Origin of the sequence: Defluviitoga sp., assembly GCF_035349255.1 — a bacterium.
In the GTDB taxonomy this organism is placed as follows: domain Bacteria; phylum Thermotogota; class Thermotogae; order Petrotogales; family Petrotogaceae; genus Defluviitoga.
In genome coordinates this window covers 26,791-48,723 of record NZ_DAOPSE010000011.1, presented here as the reverse complement: position 1 = coordinate 48,723, position 21,933 = coordinate 26,791, and the positions used below count along the sequence as shown (strand labels likewise).

Sequence of the window (21,933 nt, the reverse complement as noted above, 5' to 3'; positions counted from 1 at the left end):
AATATATTGCTCCTGCTAATAATAAATCTATTATGAAAATAAAAGATAATATTACAAGTAGGTTGTATGAAAATATTAAAAATGAAGAAGCAAGGGATGTTTTGGTTAGTTCTTTTATGGGGAACTTAAGAGATAAAGAGATATTCAAAGAAACAGGTACCCTTCACTTATTTGCTGTCTCAGGTATGCATGTGTTTTTAATCTATTCTTTAATAACTTTTTTTGTAAATTTATTGTTTTCAAAGAGAAACCTTCGCCTAATTGTAAGTACCATTGCAGTTAGCAGTTATTTAATTTTAACGGGTTTTACACCAAGTTCTGTTAGAGCGGTAAGTATGTTGGTTGTTTTGAACATTTTTAAACTACTTGATATTCCCATTAATTCATATAACATCCTAGGACTTATAGGTTATCTTAATCTTTTATATATTCCAGAAAATATTTTTAATATTAGTTTTTTAATGAGTTATGCTGCCTCTTTTATGATTTTATTTACTTCTAATAATGTAAACAATACTTCTCTGAAAACGTTGTTAATTCCGGTAGCTTCTTATATAGGTGTTTTTCCGCTTTCGGTGATATATTTTGGTGAGATTTCATTATTGGGACTTTTTGTCACTCCTCTTTTAACACCCGCTATTTCGTTATTGATAATCTGTGGATTATCTTCTGCTCTTCTGCCCTGGAAAGCTTTGCATTCTTTCTCAACATTTTTTGCTTTATCGGTTAAAAAATATGTAAAATTATTCACTTTTTTTAAACCTCTTACCTTTAATACTAAATTTATTCCTCTGCTACTTTGGAGTTTTATATTTATTTTTTACGTAATTTCTATTACTCACCTTAGTACCTTCAAATCTTAATTTTTCACATATTAAGAAAATTTTTAATTATCTGATTTGACAATTATTACAGAATTTGTTTTATAGTCAATTACTTTCTCTCCCTGGCACTCCTTCGAATTGATGTTTTATTGCATAGTTAAAATTCAATCACGATTCTTTTAAAAAATATCTTTTTATAACTCTTCTAACTGATCTTTAACCTAAAAGCCAGGAGAGTTTGACCTTAGAAGTTACTCAAATTCAATTTTCTTCATTCAAAGTTTTCCATGTTTTTAAAGTGATGGTTGACTTTTTCAAAAAACTATAGTATAATTTAAATACGACAAAAATTGTCTGATTTAAAAACCTAATTATATTGGAGGTGTTACTATGAAATTTGAATTGCCAAAATTACCTTATGCATACGATTCATTGGAGCCATATATAGACGCAAGAACTATGGAAATTCACTATACTAAACATCATGCTACGTATGTAAACAAGTTGAATGAAGCTTTAGCAAAACATCCAGAATTAATGAATAAAGGCATCGAAGATCTCTTGAAAGACTTGGATAACATTCCAAGTGATATTAGAGAAGCCGTGAGAAATAATGGAGGAGGTCATTATAACCACACTTTATTTTGGAACATTATGGGACCTAATGGTAGTAGAAAACCTGTTGGAAAGCTAGCTCAAGCTTTAGAAAAAACGTTTGGAAACTTCGAAAAATTTAAATCTGAGTTCTCTAACTCTGCTATTAACAGATTCGGCAGTGGATGGGCTTGGTTAGTAATGGATAATTATGGACATTTAGCGGTTATGTCAACACCAAATCAAGATAATCCTATATCGGTGGGGTTATCACCCATTTTCGGCATAGATGTATGGGAGCATGCTTATTATCTAAAATATCAAAATAGAAGAGCTGAATATATAGAATCTTGGTGGAATGTGGTAAATTGGGATGAAGTTGAGAAACGCTACCTTTCTCTTTTATAATTCAAAACAAACTATAAAACATGGGTAGGTCGTTTTTTGACCTTCCTTTTTTCTATTAACTCATTCATATCTCTGAACTTTGAAAAAGTTTTGTATTTCTAAAAGCCCATAAAACACTATATGCTACGATCATTCCTATAGTAAATTGTAAAATATTCCATGGAATTTCGAAAATTGGGATAATCCAATTTCCAAGCAATATCCTACCTGCAAGAAAATAACCAAAGACCATCCATAATCCTGATATTACACTTCCCATTAAATTTCCAAGATTGAAAAGTTTTAAATCTTTTTTTCTTAGAACTAATGAAATCAAAATTAAAATTATAGGAACTATTATTAAAATGATATTTATTAAATTTCTAGTATTCAACAAAAATACTTTTAAATCTTCAATATTTTCATAACCTAACTCATTCATTAAAGTTGGAGTTATTGTTGAAGTAGCCAGATTGTTTAATAAATTTTTTAAACTAAAAGAAACACTTAGAATAAAAGCAACCCATATACCTACACTCAGTGAGAAAATGCTAATTTCCTTTTTTAAAGAGTATTTTTTCCTGTAAGTTTCCGATATTAAGCCCACTAATGCCCCCATTGCTCCTTTAATGATAAAAGTAGGTATCGCCCAAAAAGCATATCCACCAACAATATCTGCTAAAGCAGAACCTAATCCACCAGCCAAAGCTCCAACCTTCCACCCAAATAAAATGGATGTTATAAAAATCATGCTGTCCCCCAGGTGAATATAACCCCTTGTAAAAGGAACTGGAACTTTTATTGCAAAAGTCAATACAAAAATTAAAGCAATCATAATACCAGTTGTTACTAAGTTTTTTATTTTCACTGGGGCACCCCCTTCTTGATATATGTTTTTTCCTTTTGTATTTTGTTTATTTACTATTATACACTTTGGGCATAGAGATTTGATTGAAAGGGTTATCTTTAAAGATTAATACTTGTTCATAAGTAGCAAGTTCTCTATCAAAATTATCTATAAATTCTGGACCGTAAGTAATCTGAAACAAAGAATAGCTGTAAGGTATTCCTAGATTATTTAAGGTTTTCAAATCTCTAACCCAATTAGGCTCTTCTACAGGAGCATCAGAAGAAATGAATAAAGGGACCCCTGTTTCGTATAATTTTGAAAAATTAAATGCTTTATTAAGTCTCTTACCAAGTCTTTGGTGTATGAAAACTTTATCTGATTCAATAAATTGTGGTTGTATATCAAGTATAATCTTGAGTTTTTTTATTCTCTCTATTTGATTTTCGTTTAAAACTATAGCATGGATAATTCTATGAACTAGCTTTGGTTTTGCTTTCTCAAAGGCGTTTAATAATTGTTCAACCGCTCCATCACCAATTGCATGGGCGGCTAAATGCAAATTATTTTTTTCGCAAAAATCTATAACCTTTATTAATTCTTCATCTTCCCAAAGTTTTATTCCAAAATTATTATAATCATCATTATATTTCTCCAGTAAAAACGCAGTTCTAGCTCCTAATGAACCATCTAAATATACTTTAACACAAGAATATTTGTCAAAATAGCCGTTTTCATAATAGAATATTAGGTCTTCATGGTTATTTATCGCAACTTTCTCAAAAACATTTAAATTGTCAGTAGGTTTAAAGGGTAAATCTTCTTTAGATATTCCGTGCAAATCATCAGAGTGAACAAAACCATAACCTTTACCAATCAAATAATCTTTAGCATAACCCCAAATTTTTTCTGCATATGCTGAAAAATCTGAAAAATCTTTTATCTGGTAAATCTTTTCTAATGCTTTTTCTTTCACAATTCCTGTAGTAAAATCTATATATTCTTTAGAGTCATTAAAAACGGCAACTTCAAGTGCTTTAGAGTTGACAACTGCTAAATGGCCGCACCTACGAATTAAAATAATAGGTAAATTTGTTGTTATATTATCTAAAAAATCTTTAGTTGGTCTTGCAAATTCTTCAGACCAGCCTCTTAGAATAATTTCTTTAGGATTATTCTCTAAAAGATTTTCAATAATATATCTAATCTCTTTTAAATTTTCCCCTTCTAGTGATGGAAAATAAAGTTTTTCTCCTAAACCTAGTACATGAAGATGTGTATCAGTTACAAAAGGTGTAATGTAAGAACGATTATTAGATTTTGTATTAATATAATGAAAATTCCCATCTTTCTTCAGTATGTACATTATCAAGGTTACCTCCATCTAGTGTTTTCAAGATAACTACTTTAGCAATTCTAACACATATATCCTATAAATGTTTTGTTTTTAGATTTTTGAAAAAAATTTCTCCTTTGTTCTAACTCTTATTTAGTGTTCGTCTTTTTAAGACGTTTGGGAATGGTATTTGGAAAAAGAGAGGTTGGGCCCTATCCTTTAACCCTTATAATTTCATAACCTTATTTTTTCAAAGTCTCTTTTGTTAAATTTGTATTTATGATACTTTATAAATTCTACGAATCAGGGAGAAGGGTATCAATAATAACAAATTTTTGTTAATGTTTAGACATTATCTTTTAACATTCTATCAAGAGATCGAGCAGTATTATATATTATTTGATCTGAATAATATTTATAAGGTGCCATTTCTGCTATTAAATATCCATTATATCCTGTAGTCTTTAGATTTTCTATTATCTTTGGAAAATTAACATCTCCAGATAATAAATCGACAAAGCCATTCAAGTTTCCTATTTTCTGCTTGAAATCTTTTAAATGAATCTTTTTGATTCTTCCTTCTAATATTTTTATCCAATGTTCTGGATAACCTGTGTAGAGAACATTTCCTACATCTAAATAAATACCCACATAAGAACTATTAATTTTATCAATAAAGTCTCTAAATTCGAGAGGAGATAATAAAAATTTGTTCCATACATTTTCTAATCCGATACTGACTTTAAATGATTCTGCTTCTTTTTTTAATTCCATAAATGTTTCTAAGGAGCGTTCATAAGCTTTATGATACTCTACAATTTCACAGTTGGGAATAAAATCCGCACCTACAATTCCTGGAATAACTAAAATTGTATCTGCACCTAATATTGAAGCAACTTCTAATTGCTTTTTAACGATATCTTTAGCTTTTTGGCGGATAAAGTAATCATTACTAGTAAAAGAATATTTCCAGTATAAGCCTGTCGCTACACTTGGAATTTGGATATTGAAATCTTCTGCTAAGTGCTTGACTTTTAAAAGGTCTTGGTGAGAACTTTTCAAACTTATTTCACCCTCTTCGTCTAAACTTAATTCAATACCATCAAAGCCTGCGTCTTTTGTTATTTTCAATTTTGAGCTAATAGACATATTAGATGGGAATGACCAAACATTTATACCTTTCTTCATTTCAGATACCTCCTCCGTAAAATAGATTCCTCTATATTTTAAATTTTAACAAAAAATGAATAAAAATCTTGGGATTTTATCCAAATAGAAAAAGTAAAATTATCAATTTATGGCTTTAATTAATGTTTTATCTATTGAAATATTTTTTAGAAAGGTTATTATTTTTATCTACCTATTTTATAAGCAGAGCAATTCTTAGCTTAAAAAAATTATTAAAGTAATTGAATTTTATCCTAATTTCTTGACTCTAATTAATGTACTTTAGATTTTTTTAAATTAAATCAATTTTAAAATAAAATTTTTATTTTTTAAGAATTTAACTAATAATCAAGAACAATCATTTTTAATTATTAATAAACGATTTTTTTTGTCTTTTTCAGAGCTTTGTATTTTAGTGTTTTAGAAATATAATATTTTTAGATTAAAAATATTATATTTCTAAAAATGTTTTCTTTATAAAAAAGGATTATTGAAAAAATTTTTTACAAATAATATAACACCTTAAATTTATGTTTATTAAAGATAATAACTTCATATCCTTTCTCTATTAAAATTGATATTTGGGTTGTGGAGAAACTTGCTTTAAATCTAAGAATGAGTTGTTTTTTTAATTCAAATTTTTAGTAACAACATTAAATAAAATAAAACTTTTGGGATTTTACAAGGTGGAAATATTATTTTAGAGAAAGGGAGGTTATTTAAGATGGCAAAGAAAGTATGGTTTTTATCTTTGATTGTAGTTATGGTGGGAGTGATTTTTTCACAAATTTTACCAACGGTTCCACGAAATGAAACACTTATTGTTGAAACTTCTTATGGACGTATCGCTAATCCAAATAATTTTAACATATGGATCCCTGGATCAGTTCCTTCTCAAGGGGTTCATCAATGTATAACAGATGGGTTGTGGTATGTAGATCCACAAACCGGTGAACTGATAAATGCCCTAGCAGTAGAACCACCTATATATAATGAAGATTTCACCAAGATGACTATTAAACTTAGAAAAGGCATTTATTGGAGTGATAACGTTCAATTCACTGCAGATGATGTAGTTTTTACTATTAAAAATATTATGAACAATCCAGGTTTTAAAGATAGTGCTTCCTATAAACAATATGTAAAGGATATATACAAAACTGATGATTTCACGGTTATAGTAGAACTTACAAAATCATACCCTAGATTTCATGATTTTTTAACTTCTTTAAGTTTTGGAACAACTTGGATGCAACCTAAGCATATATGGGAAAAGGTAGAAGATCCATTATCTTATAATTTTTATCCCCCAGTTTCTCTCACTCCTTACGTACTAGAAAGTTATGACACCCAAGGATATTGGTTTTTATATAAAAAACGTGATGATTGGGAGAGAACAAGTGTTGGTCAATTATATGGTGAACCAAAACCTACATATATAATTTTTGTAGCTTATCCTGAAGTTGATAGAAAAGTCATGGCTCAAGCAAGACATGAATTGGATATGATCTTTGACTTAACACCTGAAGGTTGGGAAGTATTAAGAAAAAGGAATGAATATTCTGTAGTTTGGTATAAGGATTTTCCATGGGCATGGATGGACGACACGAATGCCAGGTACATGGGCTTTAACAACGAAAAATATCCATTTAATTTGAAAGATGTTAGATGGGCTTTAACTCTTGCAATAAACATGGAAGAAATAGTTCAAAATGTTTACAATGGAATAACAAGGGTAACTCCTCTTCCAACTTGTCCAACTTCTTATTATATGGGTGTCTATTATAAACCGTTAGAACCCTGGCTTGAAAGTTTTACCTTAGAAGACGGATATAAACCTTTCGATACTAATATTGCTGAAAGAATTAAAGATTACGCAATTCAACAGGGATATTCAATAAGCGGCGATCCAGAAGATATTTGGGGCATCGGTTGGTGGAAATATGATCCAGTTGAAGCAGAAAAGTTACTCATTGAAAATGGATTCTCAAAAGATAAAAATGGAAAGTGGCATTTACCAAATGGAGAAATATGGAAAATTAGTATACTTGCTCCATCTGGAGTCGAACCAGATTCAACAAGATTAGGATTTTCTGTTGCAGATCAATGGAGAAAATTTGGAATAGAAGTTAACGTTGATACAGGAGAATCAGGTATTTTTTCAACCAGAAGAACTATAGGAGACTTTGATGTCATATCTGCTTGGGGGAATATGCTAGGTGCTTTAGGTAGACCTGATCTGTGGAGCCGTTTGCAACATTATCACTCTCAATTTTATACTCCTTCAGGCAAAGCCACTACTGGATACAATGACATAAGGTGGAAAGCACCCGCGAAAGCTGATAAACTTATTGAGGCCATGGCTTCTTTGTCTCCAGATGATCCAAAATTAGTCGAATTAACTAAAGATTTCTTCAAAATTGTTGTAGAAGAGATGCCCCTTATACCAATAGCTATTAATAAAAAATTCAATGCTAATGATAACTATTATTGGACAAATTATCCATCGGCTGACAATCCATATATGGCTCCTGTTTCATGGTGGGGAGAAGCAAAATTTATGTACCCTAGACTTGAACCAACTGGAAGAAAGTAAATATTTTCCTGATTTTATAAAATAATAAAGCCCGCTTTAGTTGGCGGGCTTTATTTTAAAAAACAAAAGGAGGAACGATGTTTTGAAAGTTTTAAAAACGTATATTATTCCTAGATTGATTCAATACGTGGTTGTCGTTTTTATAGGGATTACGATAACCTTTATCGTCCCTAGGCTAACACCTATAGATCCTGTACAAGCAACAATAAATAGGTTGGCAGCTTATGGAGGAACATATATGGAACCACAAGCTTTTGAAAGTTTGCAACAAACATTAAAAGAATTGTATGGTTTAGAAGGAACTTTACTAGAACAATATTTAGCATTTTGGAAACACCTTTTTACCTTTGATTTAGGTCCTTCTTTATCAATGTTCCCAACACCTGTTATGGAAATTGTTCTAAATTCATTGCCTTGGACTTTTTTCTTATTAATTAATACAACTTTGTTATCTTGGATAATTGGAAACATTCTAGGAGGTATCGCCGGCTACTTTAAAGATAAGAAATGGTCTGATGTGTTAGCGGTAGTTGCAATGTCTATATATCCTATTCCCTATTATGTTATGGCGTTGATTTTAGTAATTTTATTTGTTTATGTGTTTCCTATTTTTCCAATGATGGGAGGATACAGTATAGGAATTAGGCCATCTTTTAGTTGGTCTTTCATTTTAGATGTATTACACCATAGTATTTTACCTGCTATATCTTTAATAATTATAGGAATGGGTTGGTGGTTTCTTAGTATGCGTTCAATGACGTCAAATGTTGTAGCTGAAGATTTTGTAACTTATGCAGAATTTGCAGGTTTACCTAAAGGCAAACTACTTTTCAGTTATGTTATGAGAAATGGAATATTACCTCAAATAACTGCCTTAGGATTGCAATTAGGAGGAATTTTTAATGGTGCTGTTATTACAGAAGTGGCATTTTCCTACCCTGGAGTTGGTTTATTATTAAAAAATGCCGTTACAAACGGTGACTTCAATATGTTGATGGGAATCACTGTTCTCTCAATAATTGCTATATCAACAGCTTCTTTAATAATTGATTTACTTTATCCATTATTCGATCCAAGAATAAGATATAGATGAGGTGAGACTATGTTTGTCATATTAAAAGATCTTTTAAAAAGAGATAAAAAATTTTTATTTGGTTTTATTGTGATATGTATTTTAGCCTTATTGGCGATATTATCCTTTTTTTCTCCATATGATCCCAGGTCGTGGAATGTTGTTCCAAAAGATAGGCCCCCTAGTTCAAAATACTTTTTAGGAACAAATTCAATGGGACAAGACATTTTTTGGAATACAACTCACGCTTTAAGAAACTCTTTTATTTTAGGGCTAACTACTGCTTTTGTTGCTAACATAATAGGAACAATTGTTGGTTTAATAGCGGGTTACAAAGGAGGTGCCTTGGATAAAGTTTTGATGTCTATAAACGATAGCTTCATAGTATTACCCTCCTTACCGATCTTAATTTTCTTATCTTTTTCGTTAAGAGATAAGATGAATATGTTTACTATGGGATTAATTATTTCTATGTTTTCTTGGCCGTGGGCAGGAAAACAAGTGAGAGCACAAGTTTTAAGTTTAAGAGAAAGAGACTTCACCCACACCGCAGTTTTTTCAGGTATGAATATGTGGAAAGTAGTTTTTAAAGAACATTTACCTTTTGTTATTCCTTGGGTCATAGCAAATTTTATAAATACTATACTTTCGGCTTTAGGTATGGAAATAAGTTTATCAGTTTTAGGTTTATCTAGCCTAGAAACGCCAACAATAGGAACCACAATATACTGGGCTATGCAATATCAAGCTATATTTAGAGGTATTTGGTGGTGGATTTTAACTCCTATTATTCTTTCAGTTTTATTTTTTGTGGCATTATACATGTTATCTGTAAGTATTAGTGAATTTTTAGATCCCCGGACAAGATTACAAAGAATTAAAATGGGAGGTTAATATTATTATGCCTTTACTAGAAGTAAAAGAATTGTCCGCTTACTATATCACACATGTTTACGGAGTAGAAAGAGATGTTAAAGCAGTGGACAATATAACTTTTTCTCTTGAAGAAAATGAAATTATGGGGTTGGCAGGCGAGTCTGGGTGCGGAAAAAGTACCTTGTTAAAAGTACTTTTGTCCATGATAAAACCCCCACTCAGAGTTTTAGCTGGAGAAGTTAATTATTCATACGATAATAAGCATTTTAATTTATTGACCTTAGATAAAAAGCAATTAAGAGAAGTACAGTGGGAAGATATATCGTATATTCCCCAGGGTTCTATGAGTACTCTAAATCCAGTGAGAAAAATTAGAAAAACATTTGAAGATGTTATAAAAGCCCATAAAACAGCAGAAGAAAAAGAAGAATATGAAAAACTTATGGAAGAACACATAAAATATCTAGGATTACCTTTAGAAGTCCTTGATTCTTACCCACATCAACTATCAGGAGGAATGCGGCAAAGAACGACCATTGCTTTAGCTACTATACTTAAGCCTAAAATTATATTTGCAGATGAACCAACAACTGCTTTGGATGTCATTGTGCAAAGAGGAGTTATACAAATGCTAAAAAAGTTACACAAAGAACAGGAAAACACTATGCTAATAGTTACTCATGATATGGCGGTTCATGCAAACGTTGCAGACAGAATAGCTGTTATGTATGCAGGGAAATTAGTGGAAATTGCAAAAAAGGAGACTTTATTTACAAATCCCAAACATCCATATTCACAATTTTTAATTAGATCTTTGCCAAAGATAGGAGACAAAAGGCAAAGAATAAGCGCACCTGGGAACCCTCCTTCCTTAGCAAATCCACCTTCCGGATGTAGATTTCATCCTAGATGTCCTTACGCAAAAGACATTTGCAGGGAACATATACCTAAATTTATAAATTATGATAAGTCACATCAAGTGGCGTGTTTTCTATATTCGGATGAAATTGAAGAAGGTGAGAAAATTGTCTCAGAATCTATTAGAAGTTAAAAATTTAGTAAAGGTTTTTAATATTGGAGGTAGAATTTTTGGGAGTAAATTAAAAGCTGTTAATAATATAAGCTTTAATATAAAAGGAGATAATCCTGAAATATTGGCTTTTGCAGGAGAAACAGGTAGTGGTAAAACAACGGTTGCTCGAATGATACTTGGGCTTGAAACCCCCACTTCAGGAGAAGTTATTTATAAAGGAAATAACATTACTCATATTAAAAAAAGAAACGAATTAATGGAATATATGAAAGAAGTGCAGCCTATATTTCAAAATCCTTTTGAAACATTTAATCCACTTAAAAAAGTTGATTCTTATCTGTATGAAACTGCTCGAAATTATAATTTGGCAAATACCAAAAATGAAATATCGAAGATTATCGAGAATTCTTTAAAATCGGTAGGATTAACCTTAGCAGAAATCGAAGGGAGATATCCAAATGAATTATCCGGAGGTCAACTTCAAAGAGTGTCAGTAGCACGGGCTTTGATAACCAAACCAGCTTTATTAATAGCGGATGAACCTGTTTCAATGGTTGATGCATCATTGAGGATGTCTATTGTAAACTTATTCAATGAACTAAAGGTCAAATATAATGTAAATGTTTTGTATATTACCCATGATCTTGCAACTGCTTATTACATAAGTGACAGGATAGCAATAATGCTTAGGGGAGATGTAGTAGAATTTGGAGATGTTGATAAGGTTATGCTTTTGCCCTTACATCCATACACTCAAATGCTTATAGAATCAGTTCCACAACCTGATCCGGAAGGTACGTGGAAAGAAGAGATCAAGTTATCATCTTTAGAAGTAAAGGAATTTTCGAGATTAGGGTGTAAATTTTGTGAAAGATGTCCTTATTCGATGAAAGTGTGTAAAGAAGTGGAACCCCCCATTGTTTTCAAAGAAGGAAGAGAAGTAAAATGTCATCTATATGCTAAAGAAGGTGTAACTACAAAAGTTAAAATCTAGCTTTGGAATCATAATTCTTTTGAAATGAAGATGATCATAATACTTCTTATCTTCAGCTTATGGTTCCCACTACTAAGCAACAGGTTACTTCCTCCTCTTTAGCTTTTACACATGCCAGGTACACATAAAAAATAAAGCCTGCACTTTTTGCAGGCTTTTATTTTTGAAACCTTGCTATATATCTTAAGTTTAAAAATTGGTAGCCTACTCCTTCAAACTTCATTTCATTTAATATAATGTTTGATATTAGTCTATGAAAAGCCAACCAGGTGATATGGTCTATAGGCAAAACAATTCTTTTAGGTTTTCCTAAATTTTCCCACAATATTTTCTTTGAACTCTTCGGTAAAGCAAGATCAAAAGCAGCTTCCAAAAAAGTAACCTTTCCTTTGGGTATAAATTTGGCGTAAACAGCAGGATCTACTTTTAATAAAGGATGAATTTCTGATGTTAGAACATCACCCACACTTTTAAAATCGTTTAAGTTCTTAAGCGATTGTTGAAAGATTTGGATTAAACTTTCTTTATCATTTAAGTAATATTTGTTGTCCTTCTGATTTAAAAAATCTCTTCGGGCAAATTCAAGAATCGGCGAATTCCAGATAAGATCCGCAATGTTTCCTCCACTTGCTACTATGAAATTATGTTTAATAGATGAATCTAAAGAATTAACTAATACAGAAACCATCCCACCTAAACAATATCCAATCATACAATTATTTTCGTGCCACAAGTTATTTATTTTCAATAAATCTATAAGAGATAAAATATCTACAACTGCGTGTTCCCAAGTATTTAAGATGCTATCTATACTATCAGAAAAATATTTTTTACCACTCATAGAGCCATTTGAAGTTCTTGTATAATTTTCAGGAAGTATTGGAATTACAGCTCTAACCCCAAAATTAGAAAAATATCTTCCCATTTTGAAGATATAAGAAATATTCTTGGTACCTAAGCCATGAAGAATAATAACTAGACCTACTGCCTTTTTCTTCGGCTCAAAAAGATATACTTCATTTAATTCAGTTCCTTTTTTGGCTTGTTTATACAAAGAAAGATACCTAATTAATGATTCTCTGTAATTTCTCCCTTTGTTTATGTATCCTTGAACAAAATCTACATTAGTTTTTTCATAATTAAAATTAATCACTTTTTCTATCCCCTTATTGCAAAATAATTTTTATAATTTATAAATCCTTACTATTTACATAGTTCTTTCATAAAACTAACGGTCTTTTCTACATATTTGATTGTCAAAAAATCTTTTAAATCTAGTTCAAAGCTATGATTACCCTTTGGGTGAATGAGTAATTTTGTATAAACCCCATATTCTTTCAATTTTTTATAAAGTTTTTTTGATGATTCAACAGGGACTGTTGTATCTTTTTCACCATGAACAAGAAGCGTTGGACACATTCTTTCCGATATATAGTTTATAGGTGAGTAAAGTTTATAATCTTCAAATTTTCTATTTGGACTGCCTTTCATTGTAGTTATTACTGCAACTTTTGCAAATAACGATTCTACACTCCATAAATCTAAAAGATCTGCCGGCGCATACCAGCTAACAACACCTTTTATTCCTTCCATTGCCTGTAAATTATTGTTAAAAGTATTAAACGCTGCGTAATAAAGTGATAGTGTTCCTCCGGCAGAAGTTCCCATTAACACTATTTTGTTTTTGTCGATTTTTAGGTTTTCACAATTATTTTTTATATACTCTAAAGCAGCAGAATAATCTTGTATCAATTCTTCATAATCATGAAAATAACTATATCTATAGTCTATCGCTATAACTGTAAATCCTCTACTAGCTAAAAATTTAGACCAAGTTGTGACACTAGCCAACTTTCTGCTTCCACTAATCCACCCACCTCCATGGGCAAAAAAAACTGTTGGGTATTTTTCATGTTCATTTACAGGATAATAGATGTCTAATTTTAAGGGGACGTTTTCTTCTTTATATGTGTAGGTTATTGGACCTACAAAAGAATTTTTGTCAAACTCTAAAGGAAGTTTCCCAAAAATAGATTTCTTTAGAGTTTTCATATTAAGTAATATCAAAATTAAAAGCGTAACAAAAACATTCCAAAAAAACAGCACAACTATTAAAAAAATTCCTAAAATTTTAAATACATTTTTAAAAAATTTAGAATCTGTACTTTTTTTTGAAACATCATTAATTAAATCATTCTCGGGATAATTTGCTGATATTTACATCCCTCCAAAATAATTATTTCTTTTTCTTATAAATAGCTTCACGATTTAATACAAAGACATCTGCTTCGGAGTAATAATTGGTAAAAAAAACATATTTTTTATCTGGCGAGTATGTGGGATAAAAACAATCATTTGTAATAGAATTAGTTAGATTTACTTTTTCTCCATTATTGTATTCATAAATATTAAAGTACTTTCCATTGAATTCAGAAAATACCAACAAATCTGAGCCGTTTGACCAACTATCTGTTTGGTTAAAAGGACCTACTATCAATGGATATGCTTTATTGTTTTCATCTAAATAATAAATATTCACACTAGCATCATCTAAATTAATTGCATAAAAGGCTATGTTATTGCCATTCCATTTACTTGGTCTAAATTTTAAGAGCTGTTTTGAATCGCTTAATTTTTCTAACTTTTTATAGTATAGGTCATAAGACCAAATTTCAGTCCCTTTACTGGTTTCATCTTCCATGGTAAATAATATTAAAGTATTATCATAAAAATAAGGAGAATAAGCATTCCTGTTTGAAGGGCTAATTCTTGTTATTTTTTTGGTGGTCAAATCATATAAAACTACATCCCATTTCCCAAACAAACTAGTTTGAAATGTTAAATAATTATTATTAGGAGATATATCGGGAAAATATTCAGCCGAAGATTCTAAGGGTATCTTAATTTCAGTACCATTTTCGAAATCAAATATATATAATTCTCTGTTACCTATATAACGGTCGCTGATAAAATACATTTTCCCATTCTGATAAATAGGGTATTCATCTACGCCCTTCCAAAAAGTAAGTTGTAAAATATCCCAATTTTCACCATATAAAAATCTCTGAAAAGATAAGTTTTCTAAAGCTTTAACAGAAAATTTTTCAACCCAATCGGCAGTTTGGTCTGTTGTTTCCGCATAGGAAAACCCTCCTCCTTGAAAATAACCAAATGCAATAGTGATATTTTCCTTTGTATTGGTGAAAATATTCATTATCACATCGTAATCTTCGGTTCTTATCAAATCCGTCATTGCATCCTTTATTTCAATTTCATACATATAATTTCCTATGCTCTTAACTTTCTCAGCAATTTGCCTTGTAATCCACGTATTATCGTTTAAACTAACCAGCATAGTATCTTTCGACAAATTCGCGGAAAAAGAAATTAAAGTTATTAATAATAAAAATACAGTATAAACCCTTTTTTTCATAACTTATTTCTCACCTTTGACTTGTAAAAAGTAAGTTTTTTGTTTATTAGTTTTATCAATTAAACTTATTTACTTATTTCTCAATTATATCAGAATTTAAGTTATTTTTTTTATTTTCTCAACTCTTAATAAAGTTATATTTAGGAAACGTTTTCATTTACTTAAAATATAAATGATAAAATGAATACTGAAAATATTCATGGTAAATTTAGATTTTGAAAAATAAGTTTTATATTTATATGGGTCACGAGGAGGTTCCCTTCTACCTCTCTTCCAGTACAAGGGCCAAAAATTGTAAAGTCAATCTATACGAGACGTTTTTGAATGAGAAATAAATCCAAAAATCTAAATCTAAAACATTTATAAAATGTTCATTTTAGAATTTTTAAAAGCAATTACAACATACGTTAGGAGGCTAAATTGTGTTTAATGGATATCACATATTAATCAAATTCTTTAAAAATGGAGAAATAAATAATGATTTTCCCAAAGAAACATATAAATATTACGAGAAAAATGCAATAGATGGTGATCTACAAGGAATAATTCAAGAATTAGATTACCTAAAAGAACTTGGAATAGATTTAATATATCTAGGTCCAATATTTAAATCTCATACTACTCATGGGTACGATGTTGTTGATTATTTCTCAATTTCTGAAAACATTAGTTCTTCTTCAAAAGAGGAAGCAAATTTGATTTTTAAAAATTTATTGGAAGAGTGTCATAAAAGAAAAATAAAAGTTATTATCGATTTGGTTTTAAACCATGCCTCAAAAGACTATGATTTTTCTACAATTCCTCAAGATTTGAAAGTTAAAACAGAACCTCCTCAATCCCCGCAGGAAGAAAGATGGCAAAGATCATTTTTGTTTTGGAATCTAACAGATAGAGATACTCGAGAATTTTTAATTAGAGTTGGAGAATATTGGTTAGATAAATTTGATTTAGATGGATTCAGGTTGGATCACGCTTTAGGTCTACCTTTAGATTTTCTAGAAGAATTTTCTGAAAGAATGAAAAGAATAAATAAGGATGTAATTATCTTGGGTGAAGTATGGGAAGATGAAGGAGATAAAGAAAAAAATTTTGCTTTACTGAAAAAATTTAAAGGCTCTAACAATCAACGTTTTACAAGCCTTTTCGATTTTGCTACCTACAATAGTATCAAAGAAACCATAGGCGAAAGGAAAAGATCTTTAGAAGATTTGTATGAACAAATTATATTATCTAACAAACTTAATGAAGATACTTTCCAACTAACATATTTCATTGAAAATCATGATTTACCCAGATTTATTGATATCTGCAAGGATATGGAATCTTTTTACATAGCGATGGGATTACTTATGACATTAACTGGAAATGTAATGTTAGAATATGGTAATGAAATTGCGTTGAAAGGAGATCCCTTCGCGTCTCATTTCTCTGACAGTGGCAGAGTAGCGATGAAATTTAAAAAAAATTGGACAGAAAAAGAATATGAAATTTTTAAATATACAAAAACATTGATTGATTTAAGAAAAAAACATCCGGCTTTGTCAAGAGGAGATTATGAATTAGTAGAGGTAACCAAAAAAAGATTGATTTTTAAAAAGAAAAAAGATAATGATAAAGTTATTGTTTTAATTTCTTTAGAGGAGGAGCCATTTGAACTAAACAAAGAATGTATCGATTTAATATCTGGCGAAAGTATTTATAAATTTAGAAAAGGAATTTATTATTTAGAAATTACTTAAAATATTTCTATTAACTCTGATAAATTGTTTATTACTATGATGTCATCTTCGACTGACAAATAATCATTAAAGGAGCTATTGTTCTTGAACCAAATAGCCTGCATCCCAAATTTTTTGGCAGGTAGAATATCATTTTCTAAATCGTCACCAACATAAGCTATTTCTTCTTTTAAGTAACCAGCAACTTTTTGAGCAAAACTAAATATTTTTTCATCTGGCTTTGGGGATCCCGTGTCTTCGGAACTTACCAAAATTGCAAAATATTTTTCTATCCCTGAAGATTTTAATTTTGCTAGTTGAGTTTTTCTAAAACCATTAGTTAAAATACCTAACTCGTATTTACCTACGAGGTAATCTAAAACTTCTTTTGCTCCATCTATAAGCTTCTCTTGTTTTGATAATACATCCAAATAAAAGTCATTAATTCTTTTAACTAAAGATTCATCGTATTTAATGTTCAAAGCTTTTAAGGTTAATTCAAATCTAAGAATTTTTAATTCCTCTTGGTTTATTTCTTTTTTTCTATATGAATCCCACAGTTGGACATTTATTTTTTGATATGTTGCAATAAAATCTTCCTGCATTACCGAATTAAATATTTCTTTATAATTATCATAGACTAACTTAAGTGCACTTTTCGAATTACTTTCAAAATCCCACAGAGTATGGTCTAAATCAAAATAAATCATTTTAATCTTACTATGAGACAAAACTTCCACCTCTTAATATTATTAATATTCCACTTCAAATATTTTTTACTGTCTTAGCTGAGATGCCTTATGAAGGTAAACAAAATTTTGGGTGCTACTTTCACAAATGATAAGCACCCTAATAATTTTCGAGAAGGAATTTTCAAACTCAGGTTCCGTTAAACACATAAAAGGGATGGTATTTAAATTTAATTTTTTTCTTAAAACAGTAGCTGGATTGAGGGACTTAATATCACTTGTTACTGAAAAAATAACAGAAATTACCCTTAATATATCATTATTCAAGATAATTTCTTTCCACAGTTCCAACACTCTCTCACTTATATGTGCTGCATTGTCTTCTTCAATAGATGTGGCACCTCTTATCCCATGTATTTTATAATCTTTTTCCATCTTAATCTCAACCCACCAACATGTTTATTTTTTCATTTTAACGTAAGAAAATATCTATTTTGTGCTTTGTTCTATATTAAGTTCTCTTTTTACTTTTACAATCCTATAAAATTCTAATTCGTCACCTTTTGAGAAATCTTCAAAATTTTCAAATAATATCCCACATTCTTTAGGAGCTTCGATACTTTTGACTTCATCCTTATAATGTTTTAGACTTGCGATTTTTACATCAGCTACTAAAGAACCATTTCTGTAAATTCTTACCCCGCCGTTCTTCAATACTTGACCTTCTGTTACTTGGACACCTGCAACTTTCCCCACACCTTTTATTTTAAATTCATCTTTTATTATACCGTATCCTATTATTTCTTCTTTCTCTTCTGGTTCTAACATTCCTTCTAATGCTTTCTTTAGATCATCTATAAGATCAAAAATAATATTATATCTTCTAATTTGTATTCCTTCTGCTTCAGCCATCTTTACAGCTTTAGGGTCGGCTTTCACTCGAAAACCTAAAACTATTGCATCTGATGCAGAAGCAAGCATAATATCACTCGTACTAATTGCACCAATTCCTGCATGCACTATTTTTATGTCTATGTCTGGATTTTCAAATTTTTGAATAGCATTTTTTAATGCCTCTATTTCACCATAAGTTCCTGCCTTCAATAATATATTTAGCGTTTTCTTTTCCTGTGCTTGCATCATCTCCATTATATCTTCAAGTTTAATATGTCTTTTACTGGAAGCCTGAGCTTTTTCTAATTCCCTCTGCCTTATTTTTTCAGCGAGAGTTCGAGCTTCATCTTTTGTATCAACTACATACAATATGGAATGCATGCTTGGTACATCATTAAACCCCAAAACTTGTACGGGAGTTGAAGGAGTTGCCTCATCAACAGTCTGACCTTTGTCGTTTATCATCCTTCTTACTCTACCATATGTAGCGCCCGCTACAAAATCATCGCCAGTCTTCAGAATTCCATCTTTTACTATAACTGTTCCTAAAGGCCCCATGGCTTTATCAATTTTACTTTCTATAATAACTGCTCTGGCTTTGCCATCTGGAATGCATTTTATATCTTGTAATTCTGCAACTAAAAGTATCATTTCTAAAAGATCATCTATACCTTTGGATGTTTTGGCGGAAATAGGAACGGTTATAGTATCTCCTCCCCAATCTTCAGGAACTAGACCAAGTTTTGAAACCATTTGTTGTTTTGTTAGTTCTACATTCGCATTTGGCTTATCTATTTTATTGATAGCAACTATAATGGGAACATTAGCACTTTTCGCATGGTTACATGCTTCAATTGTTTGAGGCATTACCCCGTCATCCGCAGCTATAACAAGGACTACTATATCCGTTACTTGAGCGCCTCTGGCCCTCATTTCAGTAAACGCTTCATGACCTGGAGTATCTATAAAAGTAATCTTTTTACCATTATATTCAATCTGGTATGCTCCTATTGATTGAGTTATACCGCCTTCCTCTTTTTCAGCAAGCCTGCTATGTCTAATAGCGTCTAAAAGGCTAGTTTTCCCATGATCCACATGGCCCATTATCGTAACTACAGGTGGTCTGTTCTCTAGTCGATCTTTTTCTTTTTCATAAATTTCTTCCCATTTTTTGGCAAGTTGAAGTTCTATATCTTCTTCACTTTCTTCAGTTACAACTCTTTTTTTTGGAGATTCAAAATTGACAATGACATTATAACTAAAAGCAATTTCTTCAATCGTCTTTTTATCCAATTCTTGTCCAGGTCTTAATGCCTTTCCTTTCATGAACATATCTTTAATGATTTCATTCTGTTCTACACCTATCTCTTTTGCTAATTTATCAAGAGTTAAACTGTCTTGAGATAAAAAAATCTCTTTTAATGGCCTTTCTTCTACTAGCTCAGATATTTTTTCTTCCTCCTTAGCCGTGTCTTTAGTCTCTTTAACTGTATTTTTGTGTTTTCTATCAGATTTTTTTGTTTCTCTCATTTCTTCAATCAGTTCTTTTATGGCCTCAACAGTATCTTCTTCCAAAGTGCTCATATGGCTTTTAACTTGTATGTCAAATTCTTCTTGCAGAATTTCGATTAATTCTTTTGAATTCATTCCTAATTCTTTTGCAATTTCGTATACCCGAGTCCTTGGCACCTATTAATCACCTCCTTTTCAGGAACTAACTCTAAAATACCTTTTATGATGTCCTCATTTGTGATTCCTATGACACTTACGCTTTCGCATCCTAGTGCTTTGGAAATCTCTGATTTTGTCTTATTAATTTCAATAAAAGGGACCTTGAATTTTTTACACTTGTTAAAAGTATCTAACTTAACTCTTTTACCAGTATCTATCGCGACGATAATTAATTTTTGTTTTATACGAGGAGAACTAATATAATTTCTAATGCCAACTTTACCATATACAATACTATTTGATTTTGCAGCCATGCCTAATAAACTTAAAATTTTCTCCTCATCTACGTTGAAATTCATTCTAAAGATCCCTCTTTCAAATTGTTATTGTTATAATAATAATTATAACATTAAATCGTCTTCTTTCAAAATTTTTTCTTTTATGAAGCAGAATCCTAAAAGTAGACAAAATTTGTCCATATTATTTCATGTAAACTGTGGTAGAATACCTAACAAAATAAGAAATACGAAAATTTTCCCATTTATTGTATACTTTCGACTCTTTAAAATTTTACTTTTCATAATTTTTAAAAAAATACTATAAATTGAGTTAAAATACAATCAGAGCATTCAAAAACAAGGGAGGGGATATTCGTGGCTAGAATGCTAAAAAAGAATTATTTAATGACTCCGGGGCCAACACCTGTACCAATTGATATTTTACTCGAAGGTGCGAAAGACACAATTCATCACAGAACTCCGCAGTATCTAGAAATTCAAAATGAAGCATTGGAAAATTTAAAGTACTTATTTCAAACAAATAATCCTGTCTATACGATCGCATCTTCTGGCACTGGAGCAATGGAAGCTGCCGTTGCTAACTTATTGTCTCGTGGAGATAAGGCAATAGCAGTTAATGGTGGTAAGTTTGGCGAAAGATGGTGTGAGTTATGTGAGGCTTATGGAGCAGAGTTAGTGGAACTTGATGTTGAATGGGGTAAATATGTTAGAGCCGAAGAAATAAAAGAAGTTCTAGATAAAAATCCAGACACGAAAGCCATCTTTACAACTCTTTGTGAAACCTCTACAGGAGTAGTAAATCCTATTAAAGAAATTGCCGATGTAGTAAAAGATACAGACGCTTTATTAGTAGTGGATGCGATTTCTGGGTTATTAGCGGAACCATTAAAAATGGATGAATGGAATATTGATGTAGTGGTATGCGGCGTACAAAAAGGATTTATGATGCCCCCAGGATTGGCAATGATTGCCCTAAATGATAAAGCAATGAAGGTAGTTGAAAAAAGTGAAAACGCCAGATATTATTTTGATATGAGATCTTATAAAAAGAATTATCCAGATTCTCCATTTACTCCGCCTGTCAATCTTATTTACCAACTTGTTAAATCTACAGCTATGTTGAAAGAAGAGGGCATTGAAAATATTTGGGAAAGGCATAGAATAATGGGTCAGGCAACAAGAGCTGGTATTAAAGCCCTTAACCTAGAGCTTTTTGCGGAAAAACCTTCAAATGCAATAACTGCTATAAAAGTTCCAGCAGGAGTAAATGCTGAGAAACTTATAAAATTTTTGAGAGATGATTGGGGTGTAGTATTTACAGGGGGGCAGTCTCAGCTTAAGGGAAAAATAATAAGAATAGCTCATTTGGGCTACATGTCTAAATTTGACATTATAACTGCGATTAGCGCATTAGAAATGAGCTTAAATAAATTTGGATTTAAAGTCGAATTAGGAAAAGGTGTAATAGCATCTGAAGAAATTTTTGTTAACGAAAGAGTGTGA

At 30.8% G+C, this 21,933-nt stretch carries 19 protein-coding genes; 9 read left to right on the top strand and 10 right to left on the bottom strand.

Translation table 11 applies throughout. The features are described from left to right. The coding region (locus PKN74_RS04445) for a ComEC/Rec2 family competence protein (protein ID WP_472309019.1) at nucleotides 1-863 on the top strand (863 nt) is incomplete at its 5' end. A gap of 351 nt (nucleotides 864-1,214) precedes the next feature. Then, entirely contained in the window at nucleotides 1,215-1,826 is a 612-nt protein-coding gene (locus PKN74_RS04440; protein WP_472309017.1) for a superoxide dismutase, read from the top strand. A 64-nt stretch (nucleotides 1,827-1,890) separates the two neighbouring features. Here PKN74_RS04440 and PKN74_RS04435 read toward each other — a convergent pair whose 3' ends face one another. From PKN74_RS04435 to PKN74_RS04425, 3 genes are all read right to left on the bottom strand, one after another. After that, nucleotides 1,891-2,673 (bottom strand): ECF transporter S component, encoded by a 783-nt coding sequence (locus PKN74_RS04435; RefSeq protein ID WP_472309015.1) that lies wholly within the window; start codon nucleotides 2,671-2,673, stop codon nucleotides 1,891-1,893. A 46-nt stretch (nucleotides 2,674-2,719) separates the two neighbouring features. Further along, nucleotides 2,720-4,018 (bottom strand): amidohydrolase family protein, encoded by a 1,299-nt coding sequence (locus PKN74_RS04430; protein WP_472309013.1) that lies wholly within the window; start codon nucleotides 4,016-4,018, stop codon nucleotides 2,720-2,722. A gap of 315 nt (nucleotides 4,019-4,333) precedes the next feature. Further along, nucleotides 4,334-5,176 carry a sugar phosphate isomerase/epimerase family protein gene (locus PKN74_RS04425; protein ID WP_472309011.1) on the bottom strand — a complete coding sequence of 281 codons (843 nt, stop codon included), beginning with the start codon at nucleotides 5,174-5,176 and terminating at the stop codon, nucleotides 4,334-4,336. A gap of 703 nt (nucleotides 5,177-5,879) precedes the next feature. Here PKN74_RS04425 and PKN74_RS04420 point away from each other — a divergent pair. The 5 genes from PKN74_RS04420 (at nucleotide 5,880) to PKN74_RS04400 (ending at nucleotide 11,726) form a co-directional block, all read left to right on the top strand. Further along, the gene (locus tag PKN74_RS04420; protein ID WP_472309009.1) at nucleotides 5,880-7,751 is read left to right on the top strand and encodes an ABC transporter substrate-binding protein; all 1,872 of its coding nucleotides are present in this window, start codon (nucleotides 5,880-5,882) and stop codon (nucleotides 7,749-7,751) included. 82 nt (nucleotides 7,752-7,833) lie between these two features. Then, complete coding sequence (locus PKN74_RS04415) at nucleotides 7,834-8,844, top strand: ABC transporter permease (protein ID WP_472309007.1); 1,011 nt, start codon at nucleotides 7,834-7,836, stop codon at nucleotides 8,842-8,844. A 9-nt stretch (nucleotides 8,845-8,853) separates the two neighbouring features. Further along, the gene (locus PKN74_RS04410; RefSeq protein WP_472309005.1) at nucleotides 8,854-9,717 is read left to right on the top strand and encodes an ABC transporter permease; all 864 of its coding nucleotides are present in this window, start codon (nucleotides 8,854-8,856) and stop codon (nucleotides 9,715-9,717) included. A 7-nt stretch (nucleotides 9,718-9,724) separates the two neighbouring features. Beyond that, nucleotides 9,725-10,750 carry an ABC transporter ATP-binding protein gene (locus PKN74_RS04405; RefSeq protein ID WP_472309003.1) on the top strand — a complete coding sequence of 342 codons (1,026 nt, stop codon included), beginning with the start codon at nucleotides 9,725-9,727 and terminating at the stop codon, nucleotides 10,748-10,750. Continuing rightward, on the top strand, nucleotides 10,701-11,726 hold the full coding sequence (locus tag PKN74_RS04400; RefSeq protein WP_472309001.1) for an ABC transporter ATP-binding protein: 1,026 nt from the start codon (nucleotides 10,701-10,703) through the stop codon (nucleotides 11,724-11,726). Before PKN74_RS04405 ends, PKN74_RS04400 begins: the two co-directional genes overlap by 50 nt. A 157-nt stretch (nucleotides 11,727-11,883) precedes the next feature. Here PKN74_RS04400 and PKN74_RS04395 read toward each other — a convergent pair whose 3' ends face one another. From PKN74_RS04395 to PKN74_RS04385, 3 genes are all read right to left on the bottom strand, one after another. Then, on the bottom strand, nucleotides 11,884-12,879 hold the full coding sequence (locus PKN74_RS04395; RefSeq protein WP_472308999.1) for a dienelactone hydrolase family protein: 996 nt from the start codon (nucleotides 12,877-12,879) through the stop codon (nucleotides 11,884-11,886). A 50-nt stretch (nucleotides 12,880-12,929) separates the two neighbouring features. Then, entirely contained in the window at nucleotides 12,930-13,778 is an 849-nt protein-coding gene (locus PKN74_RS04390; RefSeq protein WP_472308997.1) for an alpha/beta fold hydrolase, read from the bottom strand. A 184-nt stretch (nucleotides 13,779-13,962) separates the two neighbouring features. Next, nucleotides 13,963-15,159 (bottom strand): TolB family protein, encoded by a 1,197-nt coding sequence (locus PKN74_RS04385; RefSeq protein ID WP_472308995.1) that lies wholly within the window; start codon nucleotides 15,157-15,159, stop codon nucleotides 13,963-13,965. Nucleotides 15,160-15,581: 422 nt separating this feature from the next. Here PKN74_RS04385 and PKN74_RS04380 point away from each other — a divergent pair, with 422 nt between their 5' ends. Next, nucleotides 15,582-16,898, top strand: a complete 1,317-nt coding sequence (locus tag PKN74_RS04380) for an alpha-amylase family glycosyl hydrolase (protein ID WP_472308993.1) — start codon at nucleotides 15,582-15,584, stop codon at nucleotides 16,896-16,898. Here the strand turns inward: PKN74_RS04380 and PKN74_RS04375 are convergent. Genes PKN74_RS04375 through PKN74_RS04360 form a run of 4 tightly spaced genes read right to left on the bottom strand, consistent with a single transcriptional unit; the run spans nucleotide 16,895 to nucleotide 20,490 of the window. Beyond that, nucleotides 16,895-17,608 carry a YjjG family noncanonical pyrimidine nucleotidase gene (locus tag PKN74_RS04375; RefSeq protein ID WP_472308991.1) on the bottom strand — a complete coding sequence of 238 codons (714 nt, stop codon included), beginning with the start codon at nucleotides 17,606-17,608 and terminating at the stop codon, nucleotides 16,895-16,897. The genes PKN74_RS04380 and PKN74_RS04375 overlap by 4 nt on opposite strands. Before the next feature lie 45 nt (nucleotides 17,609-17,653). After that, nucleotides 17,654-18,001, bottom strand: a complete 348-nt coding sequence (aroH, locus tag PKN74_RS04370) for a chorismate mutase (RefSeq protein ID WP_472308989.1) — start codon at nucleotides 17,999-18,001, stop codon at nucleotides 17,654-17,656. Between the two features lie 54 nt (nucleotides 18,002-18,055). After that, nucleotides 18,056-20,149: a translation initiation factor IF-2 gene (gene infB / locus PKN74_RS04365; protein WP_472308987.1), complete on the bottom strand. Its 2,094-nt coding sequence runs from the start codon at nucleotides 20,147-20,149 to the stop codon at nucleotides 18,056-18,058. After that, complete coding sequence (locus PKN74_RS04360; protein ID WP_472308985.1) at nucleotides 20,110-20,490, bottom strand: L7Ae/L30e/S12e/Gadd45 family ribosomal protein; 381 nt, start codon at nucleotides 20,488-20,490, stop codon at nucleotides 20,110-20,112. The genes infB and PKN74_RS04360 overlap by 40 nt, the downstream gene beginning before the upstream one ends. Nucleotides 20,491-20,784: 294 nt before the next feature. On the opposite strand from PKN74_RS04360, the gene PKN74_RS04355 reads away from it, so the two are divergent. Beyond that, nucleotides 20,785-21,933, top strand: coding sequence for a pyridoxal-phosphate-dependent aminotransferase family protein (locus PKN74_RS04355; RefSeq protein WP_472308983.1), 1,149 nt, complete (start codon nucleotides 20,785-20,787; stop codon nucleotides 21,931-21,933).